Source organism: Micromonospora sp. LZ34, assembly GCF_052981855.1.
The window spans coordinates 63,953-86,890 of record NZ_JBRIQN010000010.1; the positions used below are offsets into that span (position 1 = coordinate 63,953).

The 22,938-nt window shown below is 74.8% G+C and carries 23 protein-coding genes; 12 read left to right on the plus strand and 11 right to left on the minus strand.

Features of this window, described 5'->3' with window-relative positions:
- Window positions 1–184: 184 nt before the first annotated feature.
- The 7 genes from ACVCAH_RS13560 to eccCa form a co-directional block, all read right to left on the minus strand.
- Window positions 185–1,471 carry a WXG100 family type VII secretion target gene (locus ACVCAH_RS13560; RefSeq protein WP_447136462.1) on the minus strand — a complete coding sequence of 429 codons (1,287 nt, stop codon included), beginning with the start codon at window positions 1,469–1,471 and terminating at the stop codon, window positions 185–187.
- Between the two features lie 16 nt (window positions 1,472–1,487).
- On the minus strand, window positions 1,488–2,042 hold the full coding sequence (locus ACVCAH_RS13565; RefSeq protein WP_447136463.1) for a hypothetical protein: 555 nt from the start codon (window positions 2,040–2,042) through the stop codon (window positions 1,488–1,490).
- A gap of 33 nt (window positions 2,043–2,075) precedes the next feature.
- Window positions 2,076–3,620, minus strand: a complete 1,545-nt coding sequence (locus ACVCAH_RS13570) for a S8 family serine peptidase (RefSeq protein WP_447136464.1) — start codon at window positions 3,618–3,620, stop codon at window positions 2,076–2,078.
- 82 nt (window positions 3,621–3,702) lie between these two features.
- Window positions 3,703–3,981 (minus strand): WXG100 family type VII secretion target, encoded by a 279-nt coding sequence (locus ACVCAH_RS13575; RefSeq protein ID WP_250796035.1) that lies wholly within the window; start codon window positions 3,979–3,981, stop codon window positions 3,703–3,705.
- 28 nt (window positions 3,982–4,009) lie between these two features.
- A complete protein-coding gene (locus tag ACVCAH_RS13580; RefSeq protein ID WP_447136465.1) occupies window positions 4,010–4,318 on the minus strand; it encodes a WXG100 family type VII secretion target in 309 nt (102 codons plus the stop codon).
- Between the two features lie 178 nt (window positions 4,319–4,496).
- On the minus strand, window positions 4,497–4,760 hold the full coding sequence (locus ACVCAH_RS13585) for a hypothetical protein (RefSeq protein WP_447136466.1): 264 nt from the start codon (window positions 4,758–4,760) through the stop codon (window positions 4,497–4,499).
- A 50-nt stretch (window positions 4,761–4,810) separates the two neighbouring features.
- Window positions 4,811–8,773: a type VII secretion protein EccCa gene (gene eccCa, locus ACVCAH_RS13590; RefSeq protein WP_447136467.1), complete on the minus strand. Its 3,963-nt coding sequence runs from the start codon at window positions 8,771–8,773 to the stop codon at window positions 4,811–4,813.
- Between the two features lie 108 nt (window positions 8,774–8,881).
- On the opposite strand from eccCa, the gene eccD reads away from it, so the two are divergent.
- Complete coding sequence (gene eccD, locus ACVCAH_RS13595; protein ID WP_447136468.1) at window positions 8,882–10,339, plus strand: type VII secretion integral membrane protein EccD; 1,458 nt, start codon at window positions 8,882–8,884, stop codon at window positions 10,337–10,339.
- A 42-nt stretch (window positions 10,340–10,381) separates the two neighbouring features.
- On the opposite strand, the gene ACVCAH_RS13600 is transcribed toward eccD, so the two are convergent.
- Window positions 10,382–11,560: a type VII secretion protein EccE gene (locus tag ACVCAH_RS13600; protein WP_447136469.1), complete on the minus strand. Its 1,179-nt coding sequence runs from the start codon at window positions 11,558–11,560 to the stop codon at window positions 10,382–10,384.
- 152 nt (window positions 11,561–11,712) lie between these two features.
- Here ACVCAH_RS13600 and eccB point away from each other — a divergent pair, with 152 nt between their 5' ends.
- The 8 genes from eccB (at window position 11,713) to ACVCAH_RS13640 (ending at window position 18,279) form a co-directional block, all read left to right on the plus strand.
- Window positions 11,713–13,188: a type VII secretion protein EccB gene (eccB, locus tag ACVCAH_RS13605; RefSeq protein WP_447136470.1), complete on the plus strand. Its 1,476-nt coding sequence runs from the start codon at window positions 11,713–11,715 to the stop codon at window positions 13,186–13,188.
- 98 nt (window positions 13,189–13,286) lie between these two features.
- Window positions 13,287–13,655 (plus strand): hypothetical protein, encoded by a 369-nt coding sequence (locus ACVCAH_RS13610; protein ID WP_447136471.1) that lies wholly within the window; start codon window positions 13,287–13,289, stop codon window positions 13,653–13,655.
- On the plus strand, window positions 13,648–14,886 hold the full coding sequence (locus ACVCAH_RS13615) for a WXG100 family type VII secretion target (protein WP_447136472.1): 1,239 nt from the start codon (window positions 13,648–13,650) through the stop codon (window positions 14,884–14,886). Before ACVCAH_RS13610 ends, ACVCAH_RS13615 begins: the two co-directional genes overlap by 8 nt.
- A gap of 163 nt (window positions 14,887–15,049) precedes the next feature.
- Window positions 15,050–15,427, plus strand: coding sequence for a hypothetical protein (locus ACVCAH_RS13620; RefSeq protein ID WP_447136473.1), 378 nt, complete (start codon window positions 15,050–15,052; stop codon window positions 15,425–15,427).
- Between the two features lie 154 nt (window positions 15,428–15,581).
- A complete protein-coding gene (locus ACVCAH_RS13625) occupies window positions 15,582–16,382 on the plus strand; it encodes a hypothetical protein (RefSeq protein WP_447136474.1) in 801 nt (266 codons plus the stop codon).
- A gap of 60 nt (window positions 16,383–16,442) precedes the next feature.
- Window positions 16,443–16,784, plus strand: coding sequence for a hypothetical protein (locus ACVCAH_RS13630; RefSeq protein WP_447136475.1), 342 nt, complete (start codon window positions 16,443–16,445; stop codon window positions 16,782–16,784).
- 57 nt (window positions 16,785–16,841) lie between these two features.
- Window positions 16,842–17,246 (plus strand): pyridoxamine 5'-phosphate oxidase family protein, encoded by a 405-nt coding sequence (locus ACVCAH_RS13635; RefSeq protein ID WP_447136476.1) that lies wholly within the window; start codon window positions 16,842–16,844, stop codon window positions 17,244–17,246.
- A 355-nt stretch (window positions 17,247–17,601) separates the two neighbouring features.
- The gene (locus tag ACVCAH_RS13640; RefSeq protein WP_447136477.1) at window positions 17,602–18,279 is read left to right on the plus strand and encodes a C39 family peptidase; all 678 of its coding nucleotides are present in this window, start codon (window positions 17,602–17,604) and stop codon (window positions 18,277–18,279) included.
- Between the two features lie 10 nt (window positions 18,280–18,289).
- Here ACVCAH_RS13640 and ACVCAH_RS13645 read toward each other — a convergent pair whose 3' ends face one another.
- Entirely contained in the window at window positions 18,290–19,606 is a 1,317-nt protein-coding gene (locus ACVCAH_RS13645) for an FUSC family protein (protein WP_447136478.1), read from the minus strand.
- Between the two features lie 120 nt (window positions 19,607–19,726).
- On the opposite strand from ACVCAH_RS13645, the gene ACVCAH_RS13650 reads away from it, so the two are divergent.
- Entirely contained in the window at window positions 19,727–20,326 is a 600-nt protein-coding gene (locus ACVCAH_RS13650; RefSeq protein ID WP_447136479.1) for a hemerythrin domain-containing protein, read from the plus strand.
- A 76-nt stretch (window positions 20,327–20,402) separates the two neighbouring features.
- Here ACVCAH_RS13650 and ACVCAH_RS13655 read toward each other — a convergent pair whose 3' ends face one another.
- Window positions 20,403–20,585 carry an antitoxin gene (locus ACVCAH_RS13655; RefSeq protein ID WP_447136480.1) on the minus strand — a complete coding sequence of 61 codons (183 nt, stop codon included), beginning with the start codon at window positions 20,583–20,585 and terminating at the stop codon, window positions 20,403–20,405.
- A gap of 205 nt (window positions 20,586–20,790) precedes the next feature.
- Between ACVCAH_RS13655 and ACVCAH_RS13660 the strand changes: the two genes are divergently transcribed.
- The gene (locus ACVCAH_RS13660) at window positions 20,791–21,900 is read left to right on the plus strand and encodes an AI-2E family transporter (protein WP_447136481.1); all 1,110 of its coding nucleotides are present in this window, start codon (window positions 20,791–20,793) and stop codon (window positions 21,898–21,900) included.
- A gap of 16 nt (window positions 21,901–21,916) precedes the next feature.
- On the opposite strand, the gene ACVCAH_RS13665 is transcribed toward ACVCAH_RS13660, so the two are convergent.
- The gene (locus ACVCAH_RS13665) at window positions 21,917–22,582 is read right to left on the minus strand and encodes a dienelactone hydrolase family protein (RefSeq protein WP_447136482.1); all 666 of its coding nucleotides are present in this window, start codon (window positions 22,580–22,582) and stop codon (window positions 21,917–21,919) included.
- A 161-nt stretch (window positions 22,583–22,743) separates the two neighbouring features.
- Between ACVCAH_RS13665 and ACVCAH_RS13670 the strand changes: the two genes are divergently transcribed.
- Window positions 22,744–22,923 (plus strand): hypothetical protein, encoded by a 180-nt coding sequence (locus ACVCAH_RS13670; protein ID WP_447136483.1) that lies wholly within the window; start codon window positions 22,744–22,746, stop codon window positions 22,921–22,923.
- The last annotated feature ends 15 nt before the right edge of the window (window positions 22,924–22,938 follow it).

Genomic DNA, 22,938 nt, shown 5'->3' on the forward strand with positions numbered 1-22,938 from the left:
CGCTCGGCACCCCGACCGGCAACCCGTGGTTCGCCCGGGCGCGGCGGTCAGCGGCTGACCGCTGCCCGAGCGGCGTTACCGCGGCCCGGCCGCCGCCGGGAGCGACGCGGCTCGGACCCGCGCCGCGGAAACGCCGAGCGCCGCCCAGCCGCCGGGGTGGCGGTGGACGGCGCTCGGGCCGAGGTCAGCGCAGCACGCCGGGCGCGCCGTCGCCGTCCGCGCCCCAGACGTCCTCGTCCTCTTCCAGCCAGGTGTTGCGCGGAGCCTCCTCCTCGCCGTAGCCGGCCCCGCCGGCGCCGCCCATTCCGGCGACCCCGGCACCGCGGACGCCCGCACCGCGCGCCCCCGCACCGGCACGGCCGCCGCCGCGCGCGCCACCGGCCGCACCGCCGCCCATGGCGGGCGCCATCCCGACGCCGCCGCCCAGCTTGCCACCGGCACCGAGCCGCCCGCCGCGGCCACCGCCGCGTCCGGCTCCGGCCGCGCCGCCACCCATCATCGGCGGCATGCCGGCGGCGACCGGCCGGCCGAGCGCGCCACCGCCGGGGATCATTCCGCCGCCCATGCCGCCACCGCCACCACCGCCGCCACCGAGCCCGGACGTCGCGGGCAGACCGCCGCCACCACCACCGAGGCCGGGCGGCGTCGCGGTGCCCGCCCCGGCCAGACCGCTGCCGTAGTCGTCGGCGAGGCTGCCCGAGCCGGGGTAGCCGCCGGCGCCCGAGCCGTACCCGCCGGAGAGGTCCGGGTGCGCGCCCGAGCCGATCCCGGGGGAGCCGGTGTCGGGCATCCCGGCGGCGTTCAACGACGGCGAGCTGCCGAGACCACCGGTCGACGGAGAGCCGCCGATGCCCGGCACGCTGCCGGTGCTGCCCGCCCCGGGGCCACCACCGAGATTCGGCGTCTTCACGTCCGGGTTGGTGAGCTCCGGCGGGGTGGCCCGACCCGGGGTGCCGGAGTCGATGGTGGAGTATTCCCCGCTGACCTGGTTGTAGACCTGGGCCGCTTCCTCGGACCTGTCGTTGATCCAGTCGGCGAGCGCGCTGATCGGGTCGAGCCAGCCGAGGAAGTCCGGCTTCACCTTCATCTCGAAGAAGCCGGCGCTGATCACCAGCCGCCCGTTGCGGGCCTCCAGCACGTCGTTGACGCAGGTGGCCGGAATCGGGAACTCGCGCTGCGCGGCGGTGAGCTTGTCCGCCGCGTCGTTCAGCGACCGGACGATGCCGTTGTGGTTCTCGGCGTCCTCGACGAGCTGACCGGCCTGCTTCGCGATCCCGGTGATGTGCGTCTTGAAGGCCTCGTACGCCGGGCCCTTCCACACCTCGCCGAGATCCTTGACGTTGGTCTCCAGGCTCTCCTTGACGTTGTTGACGTTCTTCAGCAGCTGTTCCCAGCCGAGCGCGGCACTGGCCACGTCACCCGGCCGACCGTCGATGACGATCTGCTGACACATCTCTTCCCAGCTCGGCACCGGTCACCCTCCCCGTCTACGACTTGCCCCGGTTGCTGGAGGCGCTGGTGAAGGCACGCTCCATCTCGGCGGCCGACATCGCGTTCGCGTCCTCGGCCGTCTCGTAGTTCTCCTTGACCTTGCGCAGTGCGTTCGCCGCCTTGTAGAGGTTCTCCGCCAGCGTGCGGATGCCCTCCTGCGTGGTGGTGAAGAGGCTGCTGTGCTTGCGTGCCAGGTCGCCGGCGCGGTCGAAGCTGCCGAGCGGGTTCTTGCCGCCCGGGACCGCCCCGCCGCCGGCGGCCACGCCGCCCATCTTGTCGGAGATCTCGACCATCTTGTACGACTGCTTGTTCAAGAAGTCGCCGGTGGACTCGAGCCACTCGATGGCCTTGTCCAGGCTGGAGGCGTCCCACTCGGTCTTGGCGCCGGCATCACCGGCCCCCGGAACCAGGCCGGACGGCACCTGAGCCCGGTTGACGTTCTCCATCGTGAAGCCGCTCACCCCCACGGTGGGCGCGATGGTCGGCATGATCGGCACAGTCGGTGTGTCGACCCTCAACTCGTCCGGCTGCCTGGTCCTGTCGTCCGTCATCGGTTCCTCCCCGTCGCCGAGTGACAATCTGTCCTACTGCTGGTGTCCGCCCGGTGCGGGGGGCGGTGGTACCGCCGGAGCCCCGCTCGGCGGCGGTGGACCGGCCGGGGCCGCACCCGGCGGTGGCCAGGCGGCGCTGCCGGGCTGCGGCGGGTGATTGCCGGGCATCGGGCCGCCCGGCGGCGGAGCGTAGGCACCGGGCCCCGGTGCGCCCGGCGGCGGGGCGTAGGCACCGGGCGTCGGCACGCCCTGCGGCGGGACGTACGGGCCGCTGGGGTGTGCCGGGCCGGGCGCGGGTGCGCCGAACGGCGGAGCCGCGGGCATGCCGGGCGGCGGCGGAAAGCCGGGCGCGCCGGGCCGCGGCCCGCCCGGAGCAACCGGTGGGCGGCGGCGGGACCGGCGCACCAGCACGATCACCACGATCAGCACGACCAGCGGCACGGCCACGCAGAGCACCACCTGGATGATCGCCCCGGTCCTGTTGGTCGTGCCGATCGTGACCGCCGGGCCGTCGTCCTCCTCGCCCGTCCTGGCCGGCCCGGGTGCCGACGCGCCGGGCGCGGCGCCCGCCTCGGACAGCAGCGGGTGCGCCGCGACCGCCGGCACCGAACGGGTCAGCGCGCCGACCGGGTCGACCGCGCCGAAGCCGTACCGGTCGTCCCGGCCGGTGGGACCCTCGTCCCGGGCGGTACGGATGAGCCGGTTCACCACGTTGGCGGCGTCGAGGTCGGGGTACCTGGCCCGCACCAGGGCCACCACGCCGGCCACGATCGCGGAGGATTCACTGGTACCGCTGCCGACGCTGTAGCCGTTGGACGAGACCGAGGTCGGCCGCGGAGTGATGATCTCCTCCATCGGCGCGGCCAGCACGGCCCGGGAACCGCTCGCGCTGCCGGTGAAGAAGTCACCGTTCCTGGCCAGCCCGGTCACGGCGATGACGCCGGGGATGTTCGCCGGGTGAGCGATGTCCGCGTCGCCCTGCTTGCGGTTGCCGGCCGCGGCGACCAGCACGACGTTCTTGTCGATGGCGTACTGGACCGCGGCCCGCTCCTCGGGGTCGGGCACGCCGGGACCGCCGAACGACATGTTGATCACGTCCGCGCCGTTGTCGGCGGCCCACCGGATCGCCTCCGCCACCTCCGCGTTGGTCTGGTCGGCGCCGAGCGAGACCGGCAGGATCTTCGCCTCCGGGGCGATGCCGAGCTGCCGCATGGCGCCGCCGCCCCGGCCGGCGATCAACCCGGCCATCCCCGTGCCGTGGGCGATCTCGTCGTCGCTGCCCCGGCCGTCGGCGGTGGCATCGCCGCCGATCCCCCGCCCGGGCAGGACCTGACCGCGCAGGTCGGGCACGTTCGGGTCGACGCCGGAGTCGATGACGGCGACGGTCACCCCCCGGCCCTTTGTGATCTTGTGAGCCTGCGGGATCTTCAGCGTGTCGAGGTACCACTGCAGACCGCGTACGGTGTCGGCGGCGCGCGCCGGGGCGGGCGTGGCGAGCGCCCCCGAGCCGATCACCGCGGCCAGTGCCAGCGCGGCGGCGGACCGCCACCGCGGGCGGAGACGAATCTCCGTGTTCATCGCTCTCCCAGGACCTCGACGGCTGACAACGCGCCGCGGCTCCGGCCCGGTCGAGCCGGACCGGAGCCGCGTCGGTGGTCGATCAGCCCCACACCTTGGCGTTGCTCATCTCGGTGCTGACGTAGTTCTCGCGGGCGATGCCCACCGCGCCACCGATGTCGTTCAGGATCTTGTTGATGTCCCGCACGGCGGCGTCCCACTGCGCCTGGTGCTGCTCGTAGGCGGCGCGGTCCTGGCCGTCCCACTGCAGCTTGCTCAGCATCGAGCGCAGCGTGTCCAGCTTCTCGTCGATGGTCCGCGAGATGGCCAGCATCTGCTGGTTGCTGCTCTCGAGGACCGCGTAGTCGACCTTGATGCTCATGAGTTCCTCCCCTGCTCGTCTCGGCGGATCACGGGTTGAGTGCAGAGTGGAACTTGTCCAGCATCTGCTGCTGCTCTTCGTCGTTGACCTGGTGCGTCGTACCCGACTTGTCGAGCAGGTCGGCGATGTTGTCCATCGCCGTCAGCAGCTTGGCCGTGTCCTCGTTCCAGCGCTGCATGAGCTGCTGGAAGCCCGTGGACGCCTGGCCCTTCCAGGCGATGGCCAGGTCGTCGACCACGTTCCACAGCTTCTTCAGCTCGCCGTCGACCTCGCTGCGCGTGGACCGCACGTCACTCGCGGCGGTATGCAGAGTCGCTGCTTCGACCTCGAACGCCATGCTTCACACCCTTCCGTCTCCTTGTGGCGGCGGATCTGCCGCGCCCTCCCCCGCGGCAAGGCAAACACCCCACCGACGGACACTCCTCTGAAGACCGTAGCGGACCGCGTCCAGCAGGCGCAGCCCTGTCTCGCCCACTGTGACGGCATCGCGACCGGCCCGGAACCAGGCGCGCCGATCACGAAGAGCGTGGATACGACCGGACGTGCAGCACCAGACCGACGACGAAGGTGACGGCGAGCAGCACGGCCAGGCTCCACCGCACCGGGCTGGTGCCGGCCGTCGCGGCGAGCGGGGCGGCCAGCGCCGCGACCGCGCTGAGGACGACGATCTCCATCGCCCGCTTCGCCCCCGGCGCGCCGCTGAGCTGCGCGACCAGCCCGAGGACGAGGAAGACGGGAATGGTCGCGAGCGCGTACACGAAGGACCAGAACTCCCACACGCGACCACCCACCTCTCACTCGACCCGGTCACGGCCGGCAGGACGCCGGATCAGGCCGGCTCCGACCAGGCGGTCTGAATCAGCTGTTGGCCGTCGCGGCGGCGCACCAGGGTGCCCCGACCCGGCGGCTGCGGGCTCGGCCGCAGGGTGCCGAAGACGGCGCCCTCCTCCCGGTTGCCGGACATCAGCAGGCCGGGCGAGTCCAGCTCGCGCAGGCGTTGCAGCACCGGCTCGTAGAGCGCCCGGGCCACGCCGCCGACCCGCCGCGTGATGATCAGGTGCAGGCCGATGTCGCGGGCCTGGGGCAGCAGTTCGTGCAGCGCGCTGAGCGGGTTGCTGCCGCCCGAGGCGACCAGGTCGTAGTCGTCGACCAGGATGTAGAGGTCCGGCCCCTTCCACCAGCTGCGGTCGCGCAGCTGGGCGGTGGTGACGTCCGGCCCGGGCAGCCGGTTGGACAGGGCGCTGCGGATCGAGCCGAGCCCCTGCGCGAACGCCTGGTTGGACGGGGCGTAGTCGAGCAGGTGGTCGCCCTCAACGGCGCCGAGCAGCCCGCGCCGGTAGTCGGCGATCACCAGCCGGGCCTGGGCCGGGGTGTACCGCTCGGTGATGCCCCGGGCGATCAGCCGCAGCAGGTTCGTCTTGCCGCACTCGGCGTCGCCGAAGACCGTCAGGTGCGGCTCGTTGGCCAGGTCGAGGTAGACCGGCGCGAGCGCCGACTCGTTGACGCCGATCGGCAGGCCGGGCGCCGAACGGTCGACGACCCGGGCCAGCTCGGCGACCGGCAGCTTGCGCGGCAGCAGCCGCACCTTCGGCGCCGGGCGGCCGGGCCAGTTGGCCGCCACGTGCCCGGCCAGGGCCGCCGAGGCCTCGGTGAGGTCGTCGATGTCCCGGCGCCCGTCGATCCGCGAGATGGCGGCGAGGAAGTGCAGCTTGTCGCGGGTCAGGCCGCGTCCCGGGGTCTTCTCCGGGACGTTCGCCGCCGCCCGGCGGTCGATCTCCGACTCGGCCGCGTCGCCGAGCCGCAGCTCCAGCTTGGTGCCGAGCAGGTCGCGCATGTTGATCCGGATCTCCGCCCACCGCACGGCGGTGACCACCACGTGTACGCCGAAACCGAGCCCCCGGTTGGCCAGGTTGGTGATGGTCTGCTCCAGCTCCTCGTACTCCTGGCGCAGCGTGTTCCAGCCGTCCACCACCAGGAAGACGTCGCCGAACGGGTCGTCGGCGAACTCGCCGGCTGCCCGGCGCCGGCGGTAGCTCGCCACCGAGTCGATGCCGTGCTGGGCGAACCGCACCTCGCGGTCGTCGATGACGGCCACCACCTCGGCCACCGTGCGGCGCACCGCCTCGGTGTCCCGCCGGCCGGCCACCCCGGCCATGTGCGGCAGCCCTTCCAGGCTGCGCAGCGCGCCGCCGCCGAAGTCGAGGCAGAAGAACTGCACCTCGCGCGGGGTGTGGGTGAGCGCCAGCGAGGCGAGCATCGAGCGCAGCATGGTGCTCTTGCCGCTCAGCGAGGCGCCGACGATCACCACGTTGCCGCCGGCGCCGGCCAGCTCCACCATCATCGGGTCGCGGCGCTGCTCGTACGGCCGGTCGACCACGCCGACCGGCACGGTGAGCCGGCCCCGGCCCGGCCAGGACGCGGTGCACAACCCGTACGTCGGGTCCGCGGTCAGCGGCGGGAGCAGCTCGCCCAGGCTCGGCGGTTCGGCCAGCGGCGGCAGCCACACCTGGTGCGCCGGGCGGCCCCGCCCCTTGAGCCGCTCGATCAGCACGTCGAGCATGGCCACGGCCTTGCCGTCGGCCGGCTGCTCCGGCTCCGGCGTGGCCTCCACCGGCACCTGCGGCTGCCGCACCGGCACGAAGTTCACCCCGTACGGCACGATCCGGCGCTGCACCATCGCCTGCGACGCCGACGCCTGCTCGCCCGGCGCCCGGTAGGGCCCCGACACGTACGCGGCGCGGAACCGGAGCATGGTGCTGGTGTCGGTCTTCAGATAGCCGTGCCCCGGCGCGCTGGGCAGCTCGTACGCGTCCGGCACGCCGAGCACGATCCGGCTCTCCACCGCCGAGAAGGTGCGCAGACCGATCCGGTACGACAGGTGGGTGTCCAGCCCGCGCAGCTTGCCCTCCTCGAGGCGCTGGCTGGCCAGCAGCAGGTGCACGCCGAGCGACCGGCCCAGCCGGCCGATCATCACGAAGAGGTCGATGAAGTCGGGCTTGGCGGCCAGCAGCTCACTGAACTCGTCGCAGATGATCAGCAGGCTGGGCATCGGGTCCAGCGGCTCGCCGGCCGCCCGGGCCTTCTCGTAGTCGAAGCGGGAGACGTAGTTGCCGGCCGCCCGCAGCACCTCCTGCCGGCGGTTCATCTCACCGGCCAGCGCGTCCCGCATCCGGTCGACCAGAGGCAGCTCGTCGGCCAGGTTGGTGATCACCGCGCTGGTGTGCGGCAGCGCCTCCAGCGAGGCGAAGGTGGCGCCACCCTTGAAGTCGACCAGGACGAAGTTGAGCTCCTCGGAGGAGTGCGTCACGGCCAGCGCGGCGACCACCGTACGCAGCAGCTCGCTCTTGCCGGAACCGGTCGCGCCGATGACCAGACCGTGTGGACCCATGCCCTCGTGCGCGGACTCCTTGAAGTCCAGCTCCACCACGTTGCCGTCCGGCCCGAGACCGAGCGGGATGCGCAGCCGGTCCCGGTGGCCGCGGGGCCGCCAGGTCTGCTGCACGTCGACCGCGGCGGCGTCGCCGACGCCGAGCAGGTCGGGCAGCTCCATGCTGCGCGACAGCGGCTCCTCGCTGCTGGTCTGCTGCTGGGAGAGCCGGTAGGGGGCGATCTGCCGGGCCAGCCCCTCGGCGGCGGCGGCGCTGAGCCGGTCGGGGCGGCCGAGCCGGGAGGTGGACGCGCCGCGGACCAGGTCGAGCGAGCTGCCGTCGCCCGCGTCGAGGCAGAGCAGCCAGCGGCCGGCGTCCCGCGGCACGGTGCCGGAGAGGTCGATGACGGTGGCGCCGAGCAGCCCCGGCCCCATCAGCTGGCAGGTCGGCGAGACCTCGCCGCCGTCGATCACCACCACCACGTGCGGCATGGTGGTCAGCGGCTTCGCCTCCGGGGCGAACCGGGGCCGGCCGGCCAGCTCGCCGGCGAGCGCCTCCTCCGCCTCGGCGAGGTGGGCGAAGACCAGCCGGCGGGCGCCGGCGGCGTCGGTGCGGGAGCCGTGCTGGGTGTGCGGCAGCCACTTCACCCAGTCCCAGGCGGCCTGCCGGTCCACCGCGGCGACCACCGCGACGACCAGGTCGTCCGGGGCGTGGAAGGTGGCCAGCTGGCCGAGCGCGGCCCGGGCCAGGTCGAGCACCGGCTCCCGCTCGCCGCGCAGCACCACCCGGCTGAACGCGCGCACCGACAGCGCGGTCGGCAGGTCCGGCACGGTCGAGTGCGCGCGGACGAAGCGCCGCAACGCGATCGCGCTCATCGGCTCCAGGTCCTCGACCGGCTTGGTCTCCGGCGGCACGATCTCCACCGCGAGACGCTGCGGGCCGGTGGCGATCCGGGTCTCGCCGAAGTCGTCCTCGGTGATCCGGCGCTCCCAGAGCCGGCGGGACGCGGCGATCGACCAGAGCGCGTCCGGCTCGGGGTGGCGCCAGGTCATCGCCGCCCGCTGCTGCTCGGCCGCGCGCCGCGTCCGCTTGCGCATCTGGGCCAGGTAGCGCATGTAGTCGCGCCGGTCGGCGTTCAGCTCGGCCTTGTCGTTGTTGCCGTTACTGAGCGAGCCGATCGCCATGCCGAGCATCGACACGCCGAAGAGCCCGCCGGCGACGTACGTCATCATGCCGCCGCCCCGGCCGGCATAGAGGAACGCCATCGCGCCCACGCCGCAGACCATCGGCAGGATCATCAGCAGCTGCCCCATGCCGCGGGGCGTCGGCTCCGGAAGCTCCGGAGGGGACTCCAGCAGCAGCTCACCCCGCGGTAGGGCCGGTCCCGGCTGACGCGGGAGCCGGCGGAACACCACCGTGCTCACGGCTGTCTCCTCCCCAGAAGCGGCCCTGACGAAGCACCTGCCAACGACGGGAGTCGTCGGGTGGGCATCGTACGTGCCCGCCATCGTAGGTAATCTCCCGTGGGCGTCATGGACCCACGGGGCGACGTGCCGGCCGGGGTCATCGTAGAAGAGCGCGAGGAGGCCACTGTGGCGACGAAGACGGCGACCGGTGGCCTGAGCCGGATCACCATCGTGGCGCCCCGCACCCGGATGGATCTCGCGCTCCCCTCCGACGTGCCGTTGGCCGACCTGCTGCCCACGCTGCTGCGCTACGCCGGCGAGGACCTGGCCGACGAGGGCGTGCGGCACGGCGGGTGGAGCCTGGCCCGGCTCGGCGGGCAGCCGCTCGACGGCGGCCGCACCCCCGCGCAGCTCGGCATCCGCGACGGCGAGGTGCTCTACTTCAACCCGCGCGCCGCCGCCGCGCCGGAGATCGTCTTCGACGACGTGGTGGACGCCGTGGCCACCGCCACCAACCAGCGCCCGGGCGCCTGGCAGGTCGGCACCACCCGGTCGTTCGCGGTGCTGTTCGCCGCGGCGGCGCTCGGGGCGGGCGCGCTGGCCGCGCTCTTCGTCGGGCCGCCGCAACTGCCCGGCGCGCTGGCCGCGCTGCTGGTCGCGGTGGCGCTGCTGGTCACCGCCGCGGTGCTGTCCCGGGCGGCCGGCGACAGCAGCACCGGCGCGGTGCTGGGGGTGGTGGGCCTCGGTCACGCGGCCGTCGGCGGTCTGCTGCTGCTCGCCGGCGACCGGCGACTGTCCGAACTGGCCGCTCCGCACGTGCTGCTGGCCGCCACCGCGGTGGTGGTCTGCGCCGCGGTGGCGGTGCTGGCCGTCGGCGACCGGCTGCCGCTCTTCTTCGGCGCGGTCGGGGTCGGCGCCGCGGTCGGCCTCGGGGCGCTGCTCTGCCTCGCCTTCGGCATCGGCGCGCCGGCCGCCGCGGCGGTGGTCGCCGCGGTCGCGTTCGGCGCGGTGCCGGCGCTGCCGATGTTCGCCTACCGGCTGGCCCGGCTGCCCGTCCCGTCCATCCCGACCGGCCCGGACGACCTGAAGACCGACGCCGAGTCGGTGGACGGCCGGCGGGTGCTCCAGCTCAGCGAGCGGGCGGACGCGTTCCTGACCGGTCTGCTCTGGACGGTGTCGCTGCTGGTGCTCGGCGCCCAGGTGGTGCTCGCCCTCGACGGCCGGCTGTCGGCGGTGCTGCTCTGCCTCGTGCTGGCCCTGCTGTCGCTGCTCCGGGCCCGGCCGCTCCTCGGCCGCGCCCAGCGCGTTCCGGTGCTGGTCACCGGCACCGTCGGGCTCGGCCTGGCCGCCGCCGCCGCGTTCGCCGGCGGCTCGCTGGCGGTCCGCCTCGGGGTGGTCCTCGGCGGGCTGCTGCTGGCGGCCGTGGTGAGCCTGATCTACGGGCTGACCGTGGCCGGCAAGCGGATCTCGCCGGTCTGGGGCCGGCTGCTGGACATCGTCGAGATCATGCTGATCATCTCGCTGGTCCCGCTGGCCGTCTGGGTCCTCGGGCTCTACGGCTGGATCGTCAACCTCCGCCCCTGACCCCGATCCGGCGCACCCACCGGGGCCTGGTCCGGAGTGGGGTCAGCGGGTGGTGGGAGCGGTGCTGACGGTGCGGGCGACCGGGGCGGTGGCGTAGACGCCGGGGGCGTGCTCGCCGTCCACCGGGCGACCCGGTGCGCCGGACCGGCGGGCGACGTCCCGCACCACCTTGACCAGCGCCTCGACGTGGTCGTCCAGCGCCGCGACGCGGAGCAGCGGCACGGTGCGCCCGCCCGGCAGCACCGCGGCGGCCAGCGTGTGTGACGGCGCGGAGGTCGCGGTCACTGCGTCCACCAGCGCACCGAACGGGGTGCCGGCCCGGGCCCGCAGCGCGAGGCAGCGCTGCGTCCAGCCACCGCCACGCAACCCGGTCCAGGTCTCGGCGGGCGGTGCCGGGGCGAGGTCCAGCCCGGCGGCCGAGACCACCGCCGCCCGCAGTTCGTCGCGGCCGAGCGCGCGGTGGGCCAGCCCGGCGGCGGTCAGCGCCTTGCCCAGCCGGCCGATGCCGGCCGCCAGGGTGCGGTGCACGCCGGGCATCCCGCCGCCCCGGCTGACCGCCTCCACCCGGGCGTCCCGCACGGAGAGCCGCAACGCCACCCAGACCGTACGGTGGGCCGCCGGCGGCGCGCCCGGCGCCGGGTACCAGACCAGGGTGTGCGAGACCACCTGGGCGAGGCTGACCGGCCCGGTGAAGTCGGCGAGCACCCGCAGCGCCCGGTCCACCACCGACGCCTCCGTCGAACCGGCGGGCGCGCCGGCGCGGGCCTGCACCGCCACCGCCGCGAACCAGCCCTGCCCGTCCTGCCCGATGCCGAGCCTGGTGCCGCGGTCTGTGAGTTCAATCACACTCAACTCGGGAGCGAGCGCGGCCAGTCGCGGGTCGGCGCCGGCGCCCGCCGCCACCGTGCTGCGGGCCCGCTCCCGGCGGCGCCGCAGCCGGCGCCGCAGCATCAGGTCCTCGTACCACCAGCGGCCGCCCCGGCGGGCGAAGGCGGCGACCACGACCAGCACGGCCACGGCGGCCACCGTGCCGGCCAGCCAGCCGGGCCCGCCCAGCGCCGCCCAGACGCCCAGCCCGCAGAGTTCCACCAGCACGAGCTGCCCGACGACGACCGGGCCGATCCGTCCGCGTTCGCGCCGGTCGGCCGGGGTGACCGGCCGCTCCGCGACGCCGGACGGGTCCGTGGCCGTACGGCCGGGTGGCGCCTGAACCTGCGTCATCGGTGGCAGTCCTTTCTGGACGGTGGGGCATCCCGTCGCGACCGGGGCACGGGCGCTGGTCCCGGTGACCCGTCGACGGCCCCTTATCGTAGGGAAGCCCGCGACACGACTCGGACCTGATCGTCGCGGACCCACCCCGCCGGAGGTAAGTCATGCGGACCCGCCGCGATCAGGTGCAGGCGTACCGCTTCGTCACCCGCCGGATCGTCTCGGCGTTGCTGTCGGGCGACCCCGAGACCAGCAACCTGCCCATGCGGCGGCTCGGCATGGCGGTCTTCGGCAGCGTGATCGCCGCGGCGGTGGTGCTCGGCGGCGCCGGCGCGTACGGGCAGCTCACCGGCAACACCGCGCCGCTGGAGCCGAACACCCTGGTGATCGAGCGGGAGACCGGCGCGACGTACGTCTACCTCGAGGACGGGCAACTGCACCCGACGCTCAACTACGCCTCGGCCCGGCTGATCCTCAACGAGGCGGACCCGCCGGTCCGGACCATGTCGCAGGCGTCGATCCGGGACCGGTCGCGCGGACGTACCGTCGGCATCGTCGGCGCCCCGGACGCGCTGCCCGACCGCAAGTCGCTGACCGGTCTGCCCTGGTCGGTCTGCGACGTCCCCGATCCGGCCGACCCCCGCCGGTCCAGCACCCGGGTGGTGATCGACCGGCCGCTCGCCGGCGGCGTGCCGCTGGGCGACCGCGCGGTGCTGGTGTCGGTGGACGACCAGCGGCACCTGCTCACCAACAACCTCCGGCTCCAGGTGGTGGGGGGCGACCCGGCGATCGCCGCGCTGCGGATGGCCGGCGCGCCCACGCTCACCGTCGGCCACCAGCTGCTCAACGCGGTCCCGGCGGGTCCCGCGCTGCGCGAGCCGGCCATCGACGGCGAGGACGAGAGCAGCGAGGTCGCCGTCGGCGACGCTCCGGCCCGGATCGGGCAGGTCTTCCGGGCCGCCGGCCGGCACTACGTGCTCACCCGCGACGGCCTGGCCTCGATCGGCGAGCTCAGCGCGCTGTTGCTGCTGCGCGACGGCGGCACGGTCACCGACATCACCCCGGACCAGGCCGGCCGGCTGTTCAGCGAGCAGCGGGTGGAGGAGAACGGGATGCCGCAGACGCTGCCCGCCCTGTACCCGGTCCGCGCGGGTCAGACGGTGCTCTGCGCGACCTACCGGGCGGGGGCGGGCGGCGGGCCACCCACCACCACGCTGGAGGTCTTCGACCGGGCCCCGGCGGAGCTGACCGCGGCCGCGAGCGCGGCCGGGCCGCTGCCGGTCCGGCAGAGCGCCCGCGACGCGGTGCGTACGGCCGACGCCGTGCTGCTCTCCGGCGGCAAGGGCGTGCTGGTCCAGGCGACGACGGGCGCCGGGGAGGGCGGTACGGCCGCACCCGGCTCGACGGTCTACCTGATCAGTGCCCAGGGCGTCCGCTACCCGCTGGGCACCCGGTCGGGCGACGCGATGACCGCCCTGGGCTACGGGGGTGTCACCCCGCTGGCGGTGCCCTCGTCGCTGCTGGCGCTGATCCCCACCGGGCCCACCCTGGAGCGGGGGGCCGCACTGTCCATTTACGAGCCCGGCGCGGCGGAGCCGGCCGGGCCGGCGGCATCCCCGTCACCGGCCGTCGGCGGGTAGGCCGGTCCACGGTGCGAACAGCGGGTCGCCCGGCTCGCGGCCGTCGACTAACCTGAACATCGGCAACGGTTATCGACCAGACGTACGGGGATGCTGCCATGACCGGGCGCACGACAGTCGACCTGATGTCCCTGGAGGACTTCCACCAGCGGTTGGCCGGCCGGCTGACCCAGGCGGAGACGGTGCTGAAGAAGCTCAACACCGAGATGCAGTGCCAGCCTCCGGCGCTGGGCACCTTCACCGACGCCACCAGCAACGCCCGCAAGTACTCTGACATCCACCTGTCCTACGTGGAGCAGGTCGGTCGGCTGCGTCGGGCGGTCGAGGCGGCGCAGAGCGCCACCGCCACCATCCTGGCCAACTACCGGACGGCCGAGGCGCGCAACGCGGCCAACGCCGCCGACATCGCCGCCGCGCTGACCGGCGTCGACGACGCGCTGAAGCGGCAGGAGGACCCGCGTGTCTGAGTACACCGCGCGCTACCAGAACGTCAGCCACGAGGAGCTCTACAACGGCGTGATGGCCGGCAAGCCGAGCCAGATCGACGACCTGGCCGCCCAGTGGACCTCGCTCAAGGGCATCCTCGACGGCCTCGGCAAGGAGCTCGGCGGCGACCTCGACAAGCTCGCCAACACCTGGACGGGCGAGGCCGGGCGGGAGTTCCAGCGCCGGCTGGACTTCATCGTGAGCTATTCGGACACCCTCGGCGAGGGGATGGCCGACCTCAGCCGCGCGCTGACCCTGATGGCCGACCAGCTGCGCACCGCGCACAAGCAGGCGGAGAGCCCGGAGGAGACCGACGACCACGACAAGGCCGCCTCCGGTGCGATGAAGGGCGCGGTCTTCGGCGTGCCGGGCGTGATCGTCGGCGGGCTGCTCGGCCACCAGCAGGACAAGGCCGAGCAGGAGAAGGCGCACCAGCGCATGGTCAACGTGGTGGCCGAACTGGCCGCCGGCTACGACCTCTCGGCGTACGGCCGGCTGGTCCCGCCGCCGCCGCCTCCGCCGGACACCCCGGACACCGTCAGCGGTGACTCCTCGGCGCCGCGCGGCGGTCCCGGGGCGACCACGCCGACGGCCGCGCCGACCAGCACCGGCCTCGGCCCGCAGACCGGCGGCAACACCGTGGCGGGCCCCGGCCAGCCCGCGCCCGGCCCGAGCGGCGGATCCGGTGGCGGCGCCCCCACCGGCGGCGCCCCGGGCACCATCGACGGCACGACCGGCACCGATCTCGGCACCTCGCTCGCCGGAGCCAACCCGCTGACCGGCGGTTCGCCGCTCGGTAGCGGGCCGGCGGTCGGCCTCGGCGGCGGCACGGCGGCGGCCTCGGCCGGCACCGGGCCCGGCCTGCTCATCGGTGGGGCGGGCGCCGGGCTGATCGGCACCGCCGCGCTGGCCGGCTCGAGCGGCAGCACGCCGACCACCTCGGTCCGGCCCACCGGCGGCACGGCGGCGGCCGAAACCAGGTCGGCCAGCGGGGTCGGGCGCGGCATGGGCGGGCAGGGCGCCGACGGCGCGGCCCGGGACGCCGCCACCGCCCGACAGGGCCGGGCGGCCAACCGAGCCGGTGTGCTCGGCGGCCGCGGGCAGCACGACGACGACACCTCGGACGACCGACTGACCTGGCTCACCGAGGACGACATGGTCTGGCAGGACGGCGCGGACGCCGCGCCACCGGTGCTCGGCACCGATCGCTGACCGGCGACACGCCGACGACGGCCCATCCGGCGGGCAACCACCGGATGGGCTGTCGTCGTTCCGCCGGATGGGCGGCGACCGTCCACACCGCACTCGCGTGGCGTCGGTCACCGTCCCCCGTCGCCGTGCTGCGACCACCCGAATCGGACGATAGGTTGGTGACGTGCCCTCCGTAGCGTCCGCTCACCCGTTGTGGTCGGTCACGCTGCGCGGGCTGCGGGCGATGACCCGCCTGGCGGCTACGGCGCTGGTGCTCGTCGTCGGCCTCGGCGGGGTGACCGCCGCGACCGCCACCGAACCGGCCGGCACCGCCGCCCAACTCCGGCCGGTCGCCGTGACGAGCCGGGTCGACGAGCTGCGTCCCGAGGCCGCGCCGACCGCGGCGGCGCCGACCATGGACGCCACCACCACCACGCCGCCGGGGGCCACCCAGCCCGCCACCCCGGTGATCGCCGACCCGGTGGCCACCTCCCGGCCCGACGGGCCGGTGGCCGGTCCCGGACGTGGCGAGCCGGCGCGGCGCGGTCCGCCCACCGCCTGACCGTCAGCCCGTCGCCGCGTTGGTGCCCGCTCGGCCGACGGGCTGAGGTGCGCGACGCGCCCGGCGCGCTGGCCCCCGCCGGTGCCGCCCCGTCGCACCCGCACGACCGGGCCCGTGACCGTCGATCCCTCCCTGCCGCCGTGAGGTGCTGCTGATGCGAACCGTGCTCTCCGCCGTCCTACCCGACGTCCCCCGGGCCGCCGCGATCTGGTTGAGCCTGCTCGGCGTGGTGGCCGTCATCGTCACCGGCCTGCTGCTGCGACCGGGCCGCCTCCGCTCCGACGCCGGCGCCCGCATCCGGCAGGCGGCGATGCCGACCCAGCTCGAACTGGCCGAAGAGGAGCGCGAGCGGGCCCGCTACGCGGCGGAGGTCGCGGTGGCCGCGGAGCGGGCGACCGCCACCGCCCAGCGCCGCCGGGCCGAGTGGCTGGCCGCGCAGGAGGAGGTCGAGCAGGCCTGGCAGGCGTACGAGGCCGCCGAGGCGGACGTCCGACGGCTGGCGGCGGCCGCGGCCCTGCCGCTGCCCCGCACCGGCCGCACCCCCGCCGAGTACGCCGACCGCGAGCGCTTCCTGCACCGCGCCGCGCTGGACGCGTACTGGCGGCGGGAACTGTCGGTGGAGCAGCTCAGCGATGTCTTCGCCCACCGCAACGGCTGGGACCCACGGCGGCACCCCGTCGAGCAGGAACTGGTGCTCCGCCGGGCGATCCGGGACAACCTGCTCGCCCGGCAGGAGGCGGCCCGGGAGCGGGAGCAGGCCGCCTGGCGGGCCGCCGAGGTGGCCGTAGCCGCCGCGCGCAGCCTGCGGGAGGAGGCGTTCGCCGCGACCGACCGCCGCCCCGAGGAGGCCCCGTCGCTGCTGCCGCTGGCCGAGAGCCCGCGCACGTCCGCGATCGAGCAGACCCGGGAGCTGCCTGCGGTCGCCCGGGGTCGGGCGGCGGTGGCCGCGTACTGAACCCGGCGCGGGTCGCTCCCCGACCGGGCGGGGGTGGGCGGGCCGGGCTAGCGTGAGGGTATGTCCCGTGAGGCGTGGCTCATCGTGGCGGTCGTCGGCGTCCTGGTGGTCGCCATGCTCGCCGGCGCCGTGTGGCTGGCCGTCCGGGTGGTCCGGGCCCGACGGCTGCTCGGCGATCTCGGCGGCGGCGGCAAGGTCGCCTTCTACGGCGCGCTGATCTACGCCATCTTTCCGGTGGACCTGCTCCCCGACCCGATCTACCTCGACGACATGGGCGTGCTGGCCGGCGCGTTGATCTACCTCACCCGGCTGGCCGCCAAGCGTCGGGCGGCGGCCCGGCCGCTGCCCGGCCAGCCCGGCACCCCGCCCGGTCCCGGCCGGGTCCGTCGTCCCGTCTCCTGAGCCGCCCCCGGCGCCGCGTGTCATGATCGGTGCCGCACCACGAGACAGGGGACGGGCATGCCGGCGCATCGGTTGGACCTTCGGGACGAGCGGGTCGTCGCGTTCTGCCGGGAGCGACACCTGGCCACGCTGACTACCCTGCGCGCCGACGGCACCCCGCACGTGGTACCGGTCGGGGTCACCGTCGACCCGGAGGCGGGGCTGGCCCGGGTGATCACCAGCGGTGGCTCGCACAAGGCCCGGCAGGTCGCCGCCGCCGGCCCCGAGGGGGCGCCGGTGGCCGTCTGCCAGGTGGACGGACGCCGCTGGCTGACCGTGGAGGGGCGGGCGGTCCTCCGGTCGGAACCCGACGCCGTCGCCGAGGCCGAACGCCGGTACGCCGAACGCTACCGGACACCGCGGGCGAATCCGGAGCGGGTGGTCATCGAGATCTCCGTGACCCGGGTGCTGGGCGCGCTCTGACCGCGTCGCACCGCCCGACCCGGATCGCCGCCTGACCGGCGAGTCCGACGCCCCGTACCGCGCCCTGCCGTCCCGGCCGCGCCTGATGACCGGTTCGTGCCCGGCTGGGGGATCCGCCGACGGCGTCCCAGCGCCCCGGAATCCTGCCGCTGCTGCCGCTGTTGCACCTGGTCGTACTGCCGGGGCGCCCCACCGACCGAGCGGAATGCCGGTCGGAGCAGGGCCGTTACATCCCCCGGTACGCCCGTGGCCGACCCGGCCCGGGCCTGCCCGGATCCCTTGAGCCGAGCGCCTTTCCCGGTGCACGCGGCCCCGGTTTCCCGGAGCCGACAACCCCCCGATTGGAGCCCGACCCATGAACCCGATCCTGAAGAAGAGCGGTCTGTCCGTCGCCGGGCTGCTGGTGGCCGGCGGGTGCGTCGCCGGCCCCGCGATGGCCGCCCAGGCCGCGCCGGCCGGAACCGCCCCGGTCGCCTCGCCGCACAGCGACAAGGGCGACCGCGCCGACAAGGGCGGCCGCGCCGACAAGCGCGCGGAGCGCACCGTCGGCATCGAGTACCAGGCGCAGCCCAACTTCTACTACTGCGGCCCCGCCGCCACCCGGATCGCGCTGTCCGCCCAGGGCAAGGCGCTGTCCCAGGACGAGGTCGCGAAGCGGCTGGGCACCACCGAGGCCGGCACCGACTCGGCGCTGGACACCACCCGGGTGCTCAACGAGCTGACCGGCGGCCGGTACAAGACCACCGAGATCCGCGGTTCGGTCGCCAAGCCGGAGGAGGTCGACCGGCTGCGTGCCGACGTGCTGGACGCGCTGGACGCCGGCCGGCCGGTGGTGGCCAACGTCAAGGGCACCGCGGTGGACACCGAGGGCAACCCGCACTCGTACGAGGGTGGCCACTACCTGACCCTGGTGGGCTACCGCGATGGCGGTGACCTGATCCGGGTCGCCGACCCGGCCAGCCCGGTGGCCGAGTACTGGATGACCCTGGAGAAGGTCGCCAACTGGATCGCCGAGCGCGGCTACTCGTCCTGACCTGGACGGATCAGCGGGCTGGTCTCCCCCTGCCGGGGAGGCCGGCCCGTCCGCGTCGGCGGTGCCGGCGCGTCCGCCGGGCACGGCCGGACGACATCGGCCGCACCCGGCGTTCCAGCCGGCCCCGGGCGGGTGGCCGCCGGGCGAACTCGCCGGCGCCGGCGGCCTGCCGGACCAACCGGTTGGCCTCGTCCGGCTCGCACCCGATCGACCGGAGCAGGTCGCTCGCGGCGGTACGCAGGTCGGTCACCACGGTGTCGCCGAAGTTGCCGACCCCCTCGGCCCAGGCCCGGCCGGCCAGTTCGGCCGCCTCCAGCACCAGTTGCCGGCTGCGCTCCGGCGATTCGCCACCCTGGCACTCCCGCCGCAGTTCGCGGATCGCGTTCGCGAACCGGGACACCGCGTCCGCCAGCTCGACCGGCGCGGGTTCGCCGTACTGGAGCAGGGTCGCCGACCGGCGGGCCAGCGCCCGGCTGTCGAGCACCATCCGCTCCAGATGCTGGGCGCTGCGGGCGTAGCGGTGGAAGTCCTGCCGCCGGTGCCACCGGGCCGGCGCCACCGTGACCACCTCCTCGGCGCCGCTGAGCGACTCGTTCAACCGCCCGATGTCGGCGTCCAGGCCGCGCATCTGGTCCAGGGCCCGCACGATCCGGTCCGGGTCCCGCCGGGTGAGGCCCCGGGCCACCTCGTGCAGCTGCTCGGTGATCTGCGTGAAGATCGGCGCGGCAGCCCGGTCCAGCACCCGCAACGGGTTCACCGGCAGCAGCAGGGCCACCACCAGCAGGCCGACCCCGCTGCCGATCAGCGCGTCGAGGATCCGGGGCACCTCCAGGTTGCGCTCGGACGGGGAGAGCGTGGCGATCAGCACGGCGGTACCGCCCGCCTGGCCGACCAGGGAGCCGCTGCGGCCGGCGACCAGCAACGCCGCCGCGATCGCCAGCGTGACCACCAGGCCGGTCTGCCACGGGCCGAACCCGAGCCAGTACAGCAGCACGTCGCCCACGATGATGCCGAGCGCCACCCCGACCAGCAGCTCGAAGGTCCGCTGGGCGCGCTGCCCGATCGCGGAGGCGATGGTGCCGACGGCGGCGGCTGGGGCGAAGACGTGCGGGCCGGCGCCGAGCAGCTTCTGCGCGAGCAGCGCGGCCAGCCCGGCGGCCAGCCCCGCCTGGAGGGCGATCACCGCGGTGACCTCCAGCTGCCGCAGCCGCAGCCGGCCCGCCCGCGCGCCGCGCTCCCGGGCCTCGGTCACCACCCGACCGCCCCGCTCCCGGACCGCGTCCAGCGGAGACCGGACGGAGTCGGTCGTCGGGCGGTTCTCGGTCATGGCGGCGGTTACCCGGACCGGAGCGGGTGAATCGCGCGGTGCGTTGTGGTGGGTTCGCCCGTCCGCCCGCGGGTACCAGCCCGGTCAACCGACCGTTTCCGCAACCGGTAAGGGGCAACCATGACCAAGGCACAGACCACCGGTCAGGACGTCGTCGACGTCCTGACCGCCGACCACCGCGAGGTCGAGACGCTCTTCGTCGAGCTGGAGAGCCGGCAGGGCACCCCCGAGCACCGCCGGCAGCTCGCCGACGTGGTGATCGCCGAGCTGGTCCGCCACGCCGTCGCCGAGGAGATGTACGTCTACCCGGCCGCGCGCAAGGCGCTGCCGGACGGCGACCAGATCGCCGAGCACGAGATCGCCGAGCACTCCGACGCCGAACGGACCATGAAGGAGCTCGAGTCGGTGGATCCCTCCGACCCCCGCTTCGACGAGCTGCTCGCCCACCTGACCGGCACGATCCGCCACCACGTGCAGGACGAGGAGAGCGACCTGTTCCCCCGGCTGCGCGCCGCGGTGGCCCGCGAGGAACTGGTGGAGTTGGCCGGCAAGGTGACGGCGGCCAAGAAGGCCGCGCCGACCCGGCCGCACCCCGCCGCCCCGGACCGCCCGCCGGCCAACAAGCTGCTCGGCCCGGGCGCCGGCCTGGTCGACCGGATGCGCGACGCGCTCAGCGGCCGACCCACCTCGATGGCCGAGCTGCGCGACCGGCAGAGCTGACCCCGCCGGCACCCACGCTCCGGAAAGGACGGTCCCGGGCCGCCCACCACGAGGCGACCCGGGACCGGTCGGGCGGTCAGCGGACCTGGTCGCCCTCGCCGGTACGCGCCTGGGCCTGGTCGACGCCCTTGTCGATCTGTTCGTCGTACTTGCCACCGGTGCGCTTGTCGGCCATCTCGCCGCCCTTCTCCATCCCCTGGTCGACCTGCTTGTCGTGCTTGTCGGCGAGGTCCTTGGCCTTGTCCATGAAGTCGCTCATCAGGGAATCTCCTCCGCTCGGGGTCGAACCTCCTGCCTTCCCCCGGGGCCCGGGCACAAACGCCGCCAGCGGGGGCCAGACCGAGGCCACACCGGACCGGGCACGGAACGGCGCGTCGGCCACCGCCCGGCCGCCTAGCGTGGGTACGGGTGTCGGACGGACGCCGACGGGGTACCGACCACGCCGGAGATCGAGGAGGGCCGACGTGAGCGACGACGGTGCCGGGCGTACGCCCGAGGAGACGACGAGCCGGGACGCCAGCCCCCGGCAGGCCTGGGCGGCGCTGCCGTGGCTGGTCCGCTCGGCGGTGGTGTGGAGCGCCTGCCTGGTGGTCGTCGCCGCCGGGCTCTACCTGCTCGGCCGGATCGCGGTCCTGCTCGCGCCGCTGGCCCTCGCGCTGGCCGCGACCGTCTTCCTGACCGCGCTGCTCGACCCGGTGCTGCTCCGGCTGCGCCGGCTCCGCCTGCCGCCCGCGCTGGCCGCCCTGCTCACCGTGCTGCTGCTGCTCGGCATCCTGGTCGGGGTCGGCGTGCTGGTGTGGAACCTGACCGCCAGCCAGTTCAGTGAGCTGAGCGAGGAACTCCAGCGCGGCGTGCAACGCAGCCGGGACTTCGTCACCTCCACCCTCCCGGTCACCGACCAGCAGATCGACCGGCTCATCGGGCAGGCCCGCCAGGCACTGAGCCAGGGCTCGCTGGACCCGGTGGCCGGCGCGCGGACCGTCGGCGAGGTGCTCGGCGCCGCGCTGCTCGCGCTGGTGCTCCTCTTCTTCCTGCTCAAGGACGGCCGGTCGATGTGGCACTGGGTGCTGACCCGGACGACCGGACCGAACCGGGCGGTGGCCGCCGAGGCCGGCCGGGTCGGCTGGCGGACGCTGGGCGCGTACAGCCGGGGGACGATGATGATCGCGGCGATCGACGCGATCGGCATCGGGCTGGCCCTGGTGGTGCTCCACGTGCCGCTCGCCCTGCCGCTCGCGCTGATCACCTTCCTCGGCGGGTTCGTGCCGATCATCGGGGCCACCGTGGCCGGCACGGTGGCGGTGCTGGTGGCGCTCGCGGCCAAGGGGCCGGTCACCGCGCTGCTCGTCCTGGCCGCCGTCATCGCCGTGCAGCAGATCGAGGGCAACCTGCTGGAGCCCCTGATCATGAAGCGGCAGGTCCGCCTGCATCCGGCGGTGATCCTGGTCGCGGTCACCGCCGGCACGCTCGTCGCCGGGATCGCCGGCGCCTTCGTCGCGGTGCCGATCACCGCCGTGGTCTGGCGGATCGTGGAGACGGTCCAGGAACACCGCGACTCCCCGGCCACGGGCTGACCGCGCCACCCCGCGGTCAGGACGGGATCGGGTGGCGCAGGTGGGTGGTGAACCAGTTGGCCGCGGAGTCGGCCACCTGCTCCATCGTGCCGGGCTCCTCGAAGAGGTGGGTGGCACCGGGGACCACCCTCAGCTCCGCGGTGTCCGGGAGTGCCGCCTGGGCCTGCTCGTTCAACGTGATCACCTGCTCGTCAAGGCCGCCGACCAGCAACAGCGTCGGGGCGCGTACCTGGCCCAGCGCCGGCCCGGCCAGGTCCGGCCGGCCACCCCGGGAGACCACCGCGCCCACCAGGTCCGGCCGAGCCGCCGCGGCGACCAGGGCGGCGGCGGCCCCGGTGCTGGCGCCGAATAGGCCGATCGGCACCTGGCCGAAGGGTCGCTCGGCGGCCAGCCAGTCGACGATGGCCGCCAACCGGCCGGCGAGCATGTCGATGTCGAACCGCAGCTCGGCGGTGCGGGCGTCCAGTTGGTCCTCGGTCGCGGTGAGCAGGTCGACCAGCACGGTGCCGAGCGCCTGCCGGTTCAGCACGTGGGCCACCGCGACGTTGCGGGGGCTGTGCCGGGAACTGCCGCTGCCGTGTGCGAAGAGCACCACCCCGGTGGGTTCCGCCGGATTGAGCAGATCGGCGGTGAGCTCGACCTCCCCCGCCGGGATCGTCACCTCGCTGCTGCGCACGTCCATCTCGACCTCCACCCCGCCGGCCGGTCCGCCGGCTGCGCCACCGGGCTTACCCGGCTGCGCCCGCCGCACTCCGGCGTTTGCCGGCGGGGTCGTCGGGTAGCCGACGGGCGACCGCAGACCGTACTGGCGCGAGGGCGCCCCGACGGATCGCGAGGATCGCCATGGCGCAGCAGCAGCGAGGGTCCCGACCGCAGACCGCCGAGCAGGAGCGGCGGGAACAGGACGAGGAACGCAACCGGGACTGGGCGGACGAGGCCGCCCAGGCGCGGGTCGCCGACGATCCGCGGGCGATGGCGCCGCGCGACGCCGCGGGTCGCCCCTCCCAGGGCAAGCCGCTCTGACCGGTCGCCGCCGGC

Bases quoted from the DNA above. Each gene is read 5' to 3' on its own strand.
- ACVCAH_RS13635 (WP_447136476.1), top strand. From the start codon at position 16,842: ATGCCGGCGCATCGGTTGGACCTTCGGGACGAGCGGGTCGTCGCGTTC.
- ACVCAH_RS13645 (WP_447136478.1), bottom strand. From the start codon at position 19,606: ATGACCGAGAACCGCCCGACGACCGACTCCGTCCGGTCTCCGCTGGAC.
- ACVCAH_RS13640 (WP_447136477.1), top strand. From the start codon at position 17,602: ATGAACCCGATCCTGAAGAAGAGCGGTCTGTCCGTCGCCGGGCTGCTG.
- ACVCAH_RS13625 (WP_447136474.1), top strand. From the start codon at position 15,582: ATGCGAACCGTGCTCTCCGCCGTCCTACCCGACGTCCCCCGGGCCGCC.
- ACVCAH_RS13610 (WP_447136471.1), top strand. From the start codon at position 13,287: ATGACCGGGCGCACGACAGTCGACCTGATGTCCCTGGAGGACTTCCAC.
- ACVCAH_RS13665 (WP_447136482.1), bottom strand. From the start codon at position 22,582: ATGGACGTGCGCAGCAGCGAGGTGACGATCCCGGCGGGGGAGGTCGAG.
- ACVCAH_RS13600 (WP_447136469.1), bottom strand. From the start codon at position 11,560: ATGACGCAGGTTCAGGCGCCACCCGGCCGTACGGCCACGGACCCGTCC.
- ACVCAH_RS13565 (WP_447136463.1), bottom strand. From the start codon at position 2,042: ATGACGGACGACAGGACCAGGCAGCCGGACGAGTTGAGGGTCGACACA.
- ACVCAH_RS13630 (WP_447136475.1), top strand. From the start codon at position 16,443: ATGTCCCGTGAGGCGTGGCTCATCGTGGCGGTCGTCGGCGTCCTGGTG.
- eccB (WP_447136470.1), top strand. From the start codon at position 11,713: ATGCGGACCCGCCGCGATCAGGTGCAGGCGTACCGCTTCGTCACCCGC.
- ACVCAH_RS13655 (WP_447136480.1), bottom strand. From the start codon at position 20,585: ATGAGCGACTTCATGGACAAGGCCAAGGACCTCGCCGACAAGCACGAC.
- ACVCAH_RS13580 (WP_447136465.1), bottom strand. From the start codon at position 4,318: ATGGCGTTCGAGGTCGAAGCAGCGACTCTGCATACCGCCGCGAGTGAC.
- ACVCAH_RS13670 (WP_447136483.1), top strand. From the start codon at position 22,744: ATGGCGCAGCAGCAGCGAGGGTCCCGACCGCAGACCGCCGAGCAGGAG.
- ACVCAH_RS13570 (WP_447136464.1), bottom strand. From the start codon at position 3,620: ATGAACACGGAGATTCGTCTCCGCCCGCGGTGGCGGTCCGCCGCCGCG.
- ACVCAH_RS13650 (WP_447136479.1), top strand. From the start codon at position 19,727: ATGACCAAGGCACAGACCACCGGTCAGGACGTCGTCGACGTCCTGACC.
- ACVCAH_RS13575 (WP_250796035.1), bottom strand. From the start codon at position 3,981: ATGAGCATCAAGGTCGACTACGCGGTCCTCGAGAGCAGCAACCAGCAG.
- eccD (WP_447136468.1), top strand. From the start codon at position 8,882: ATGGACCCACGGGGCGACGTGCCGGCCGGGGTCATCGTAGAAGAGCGC.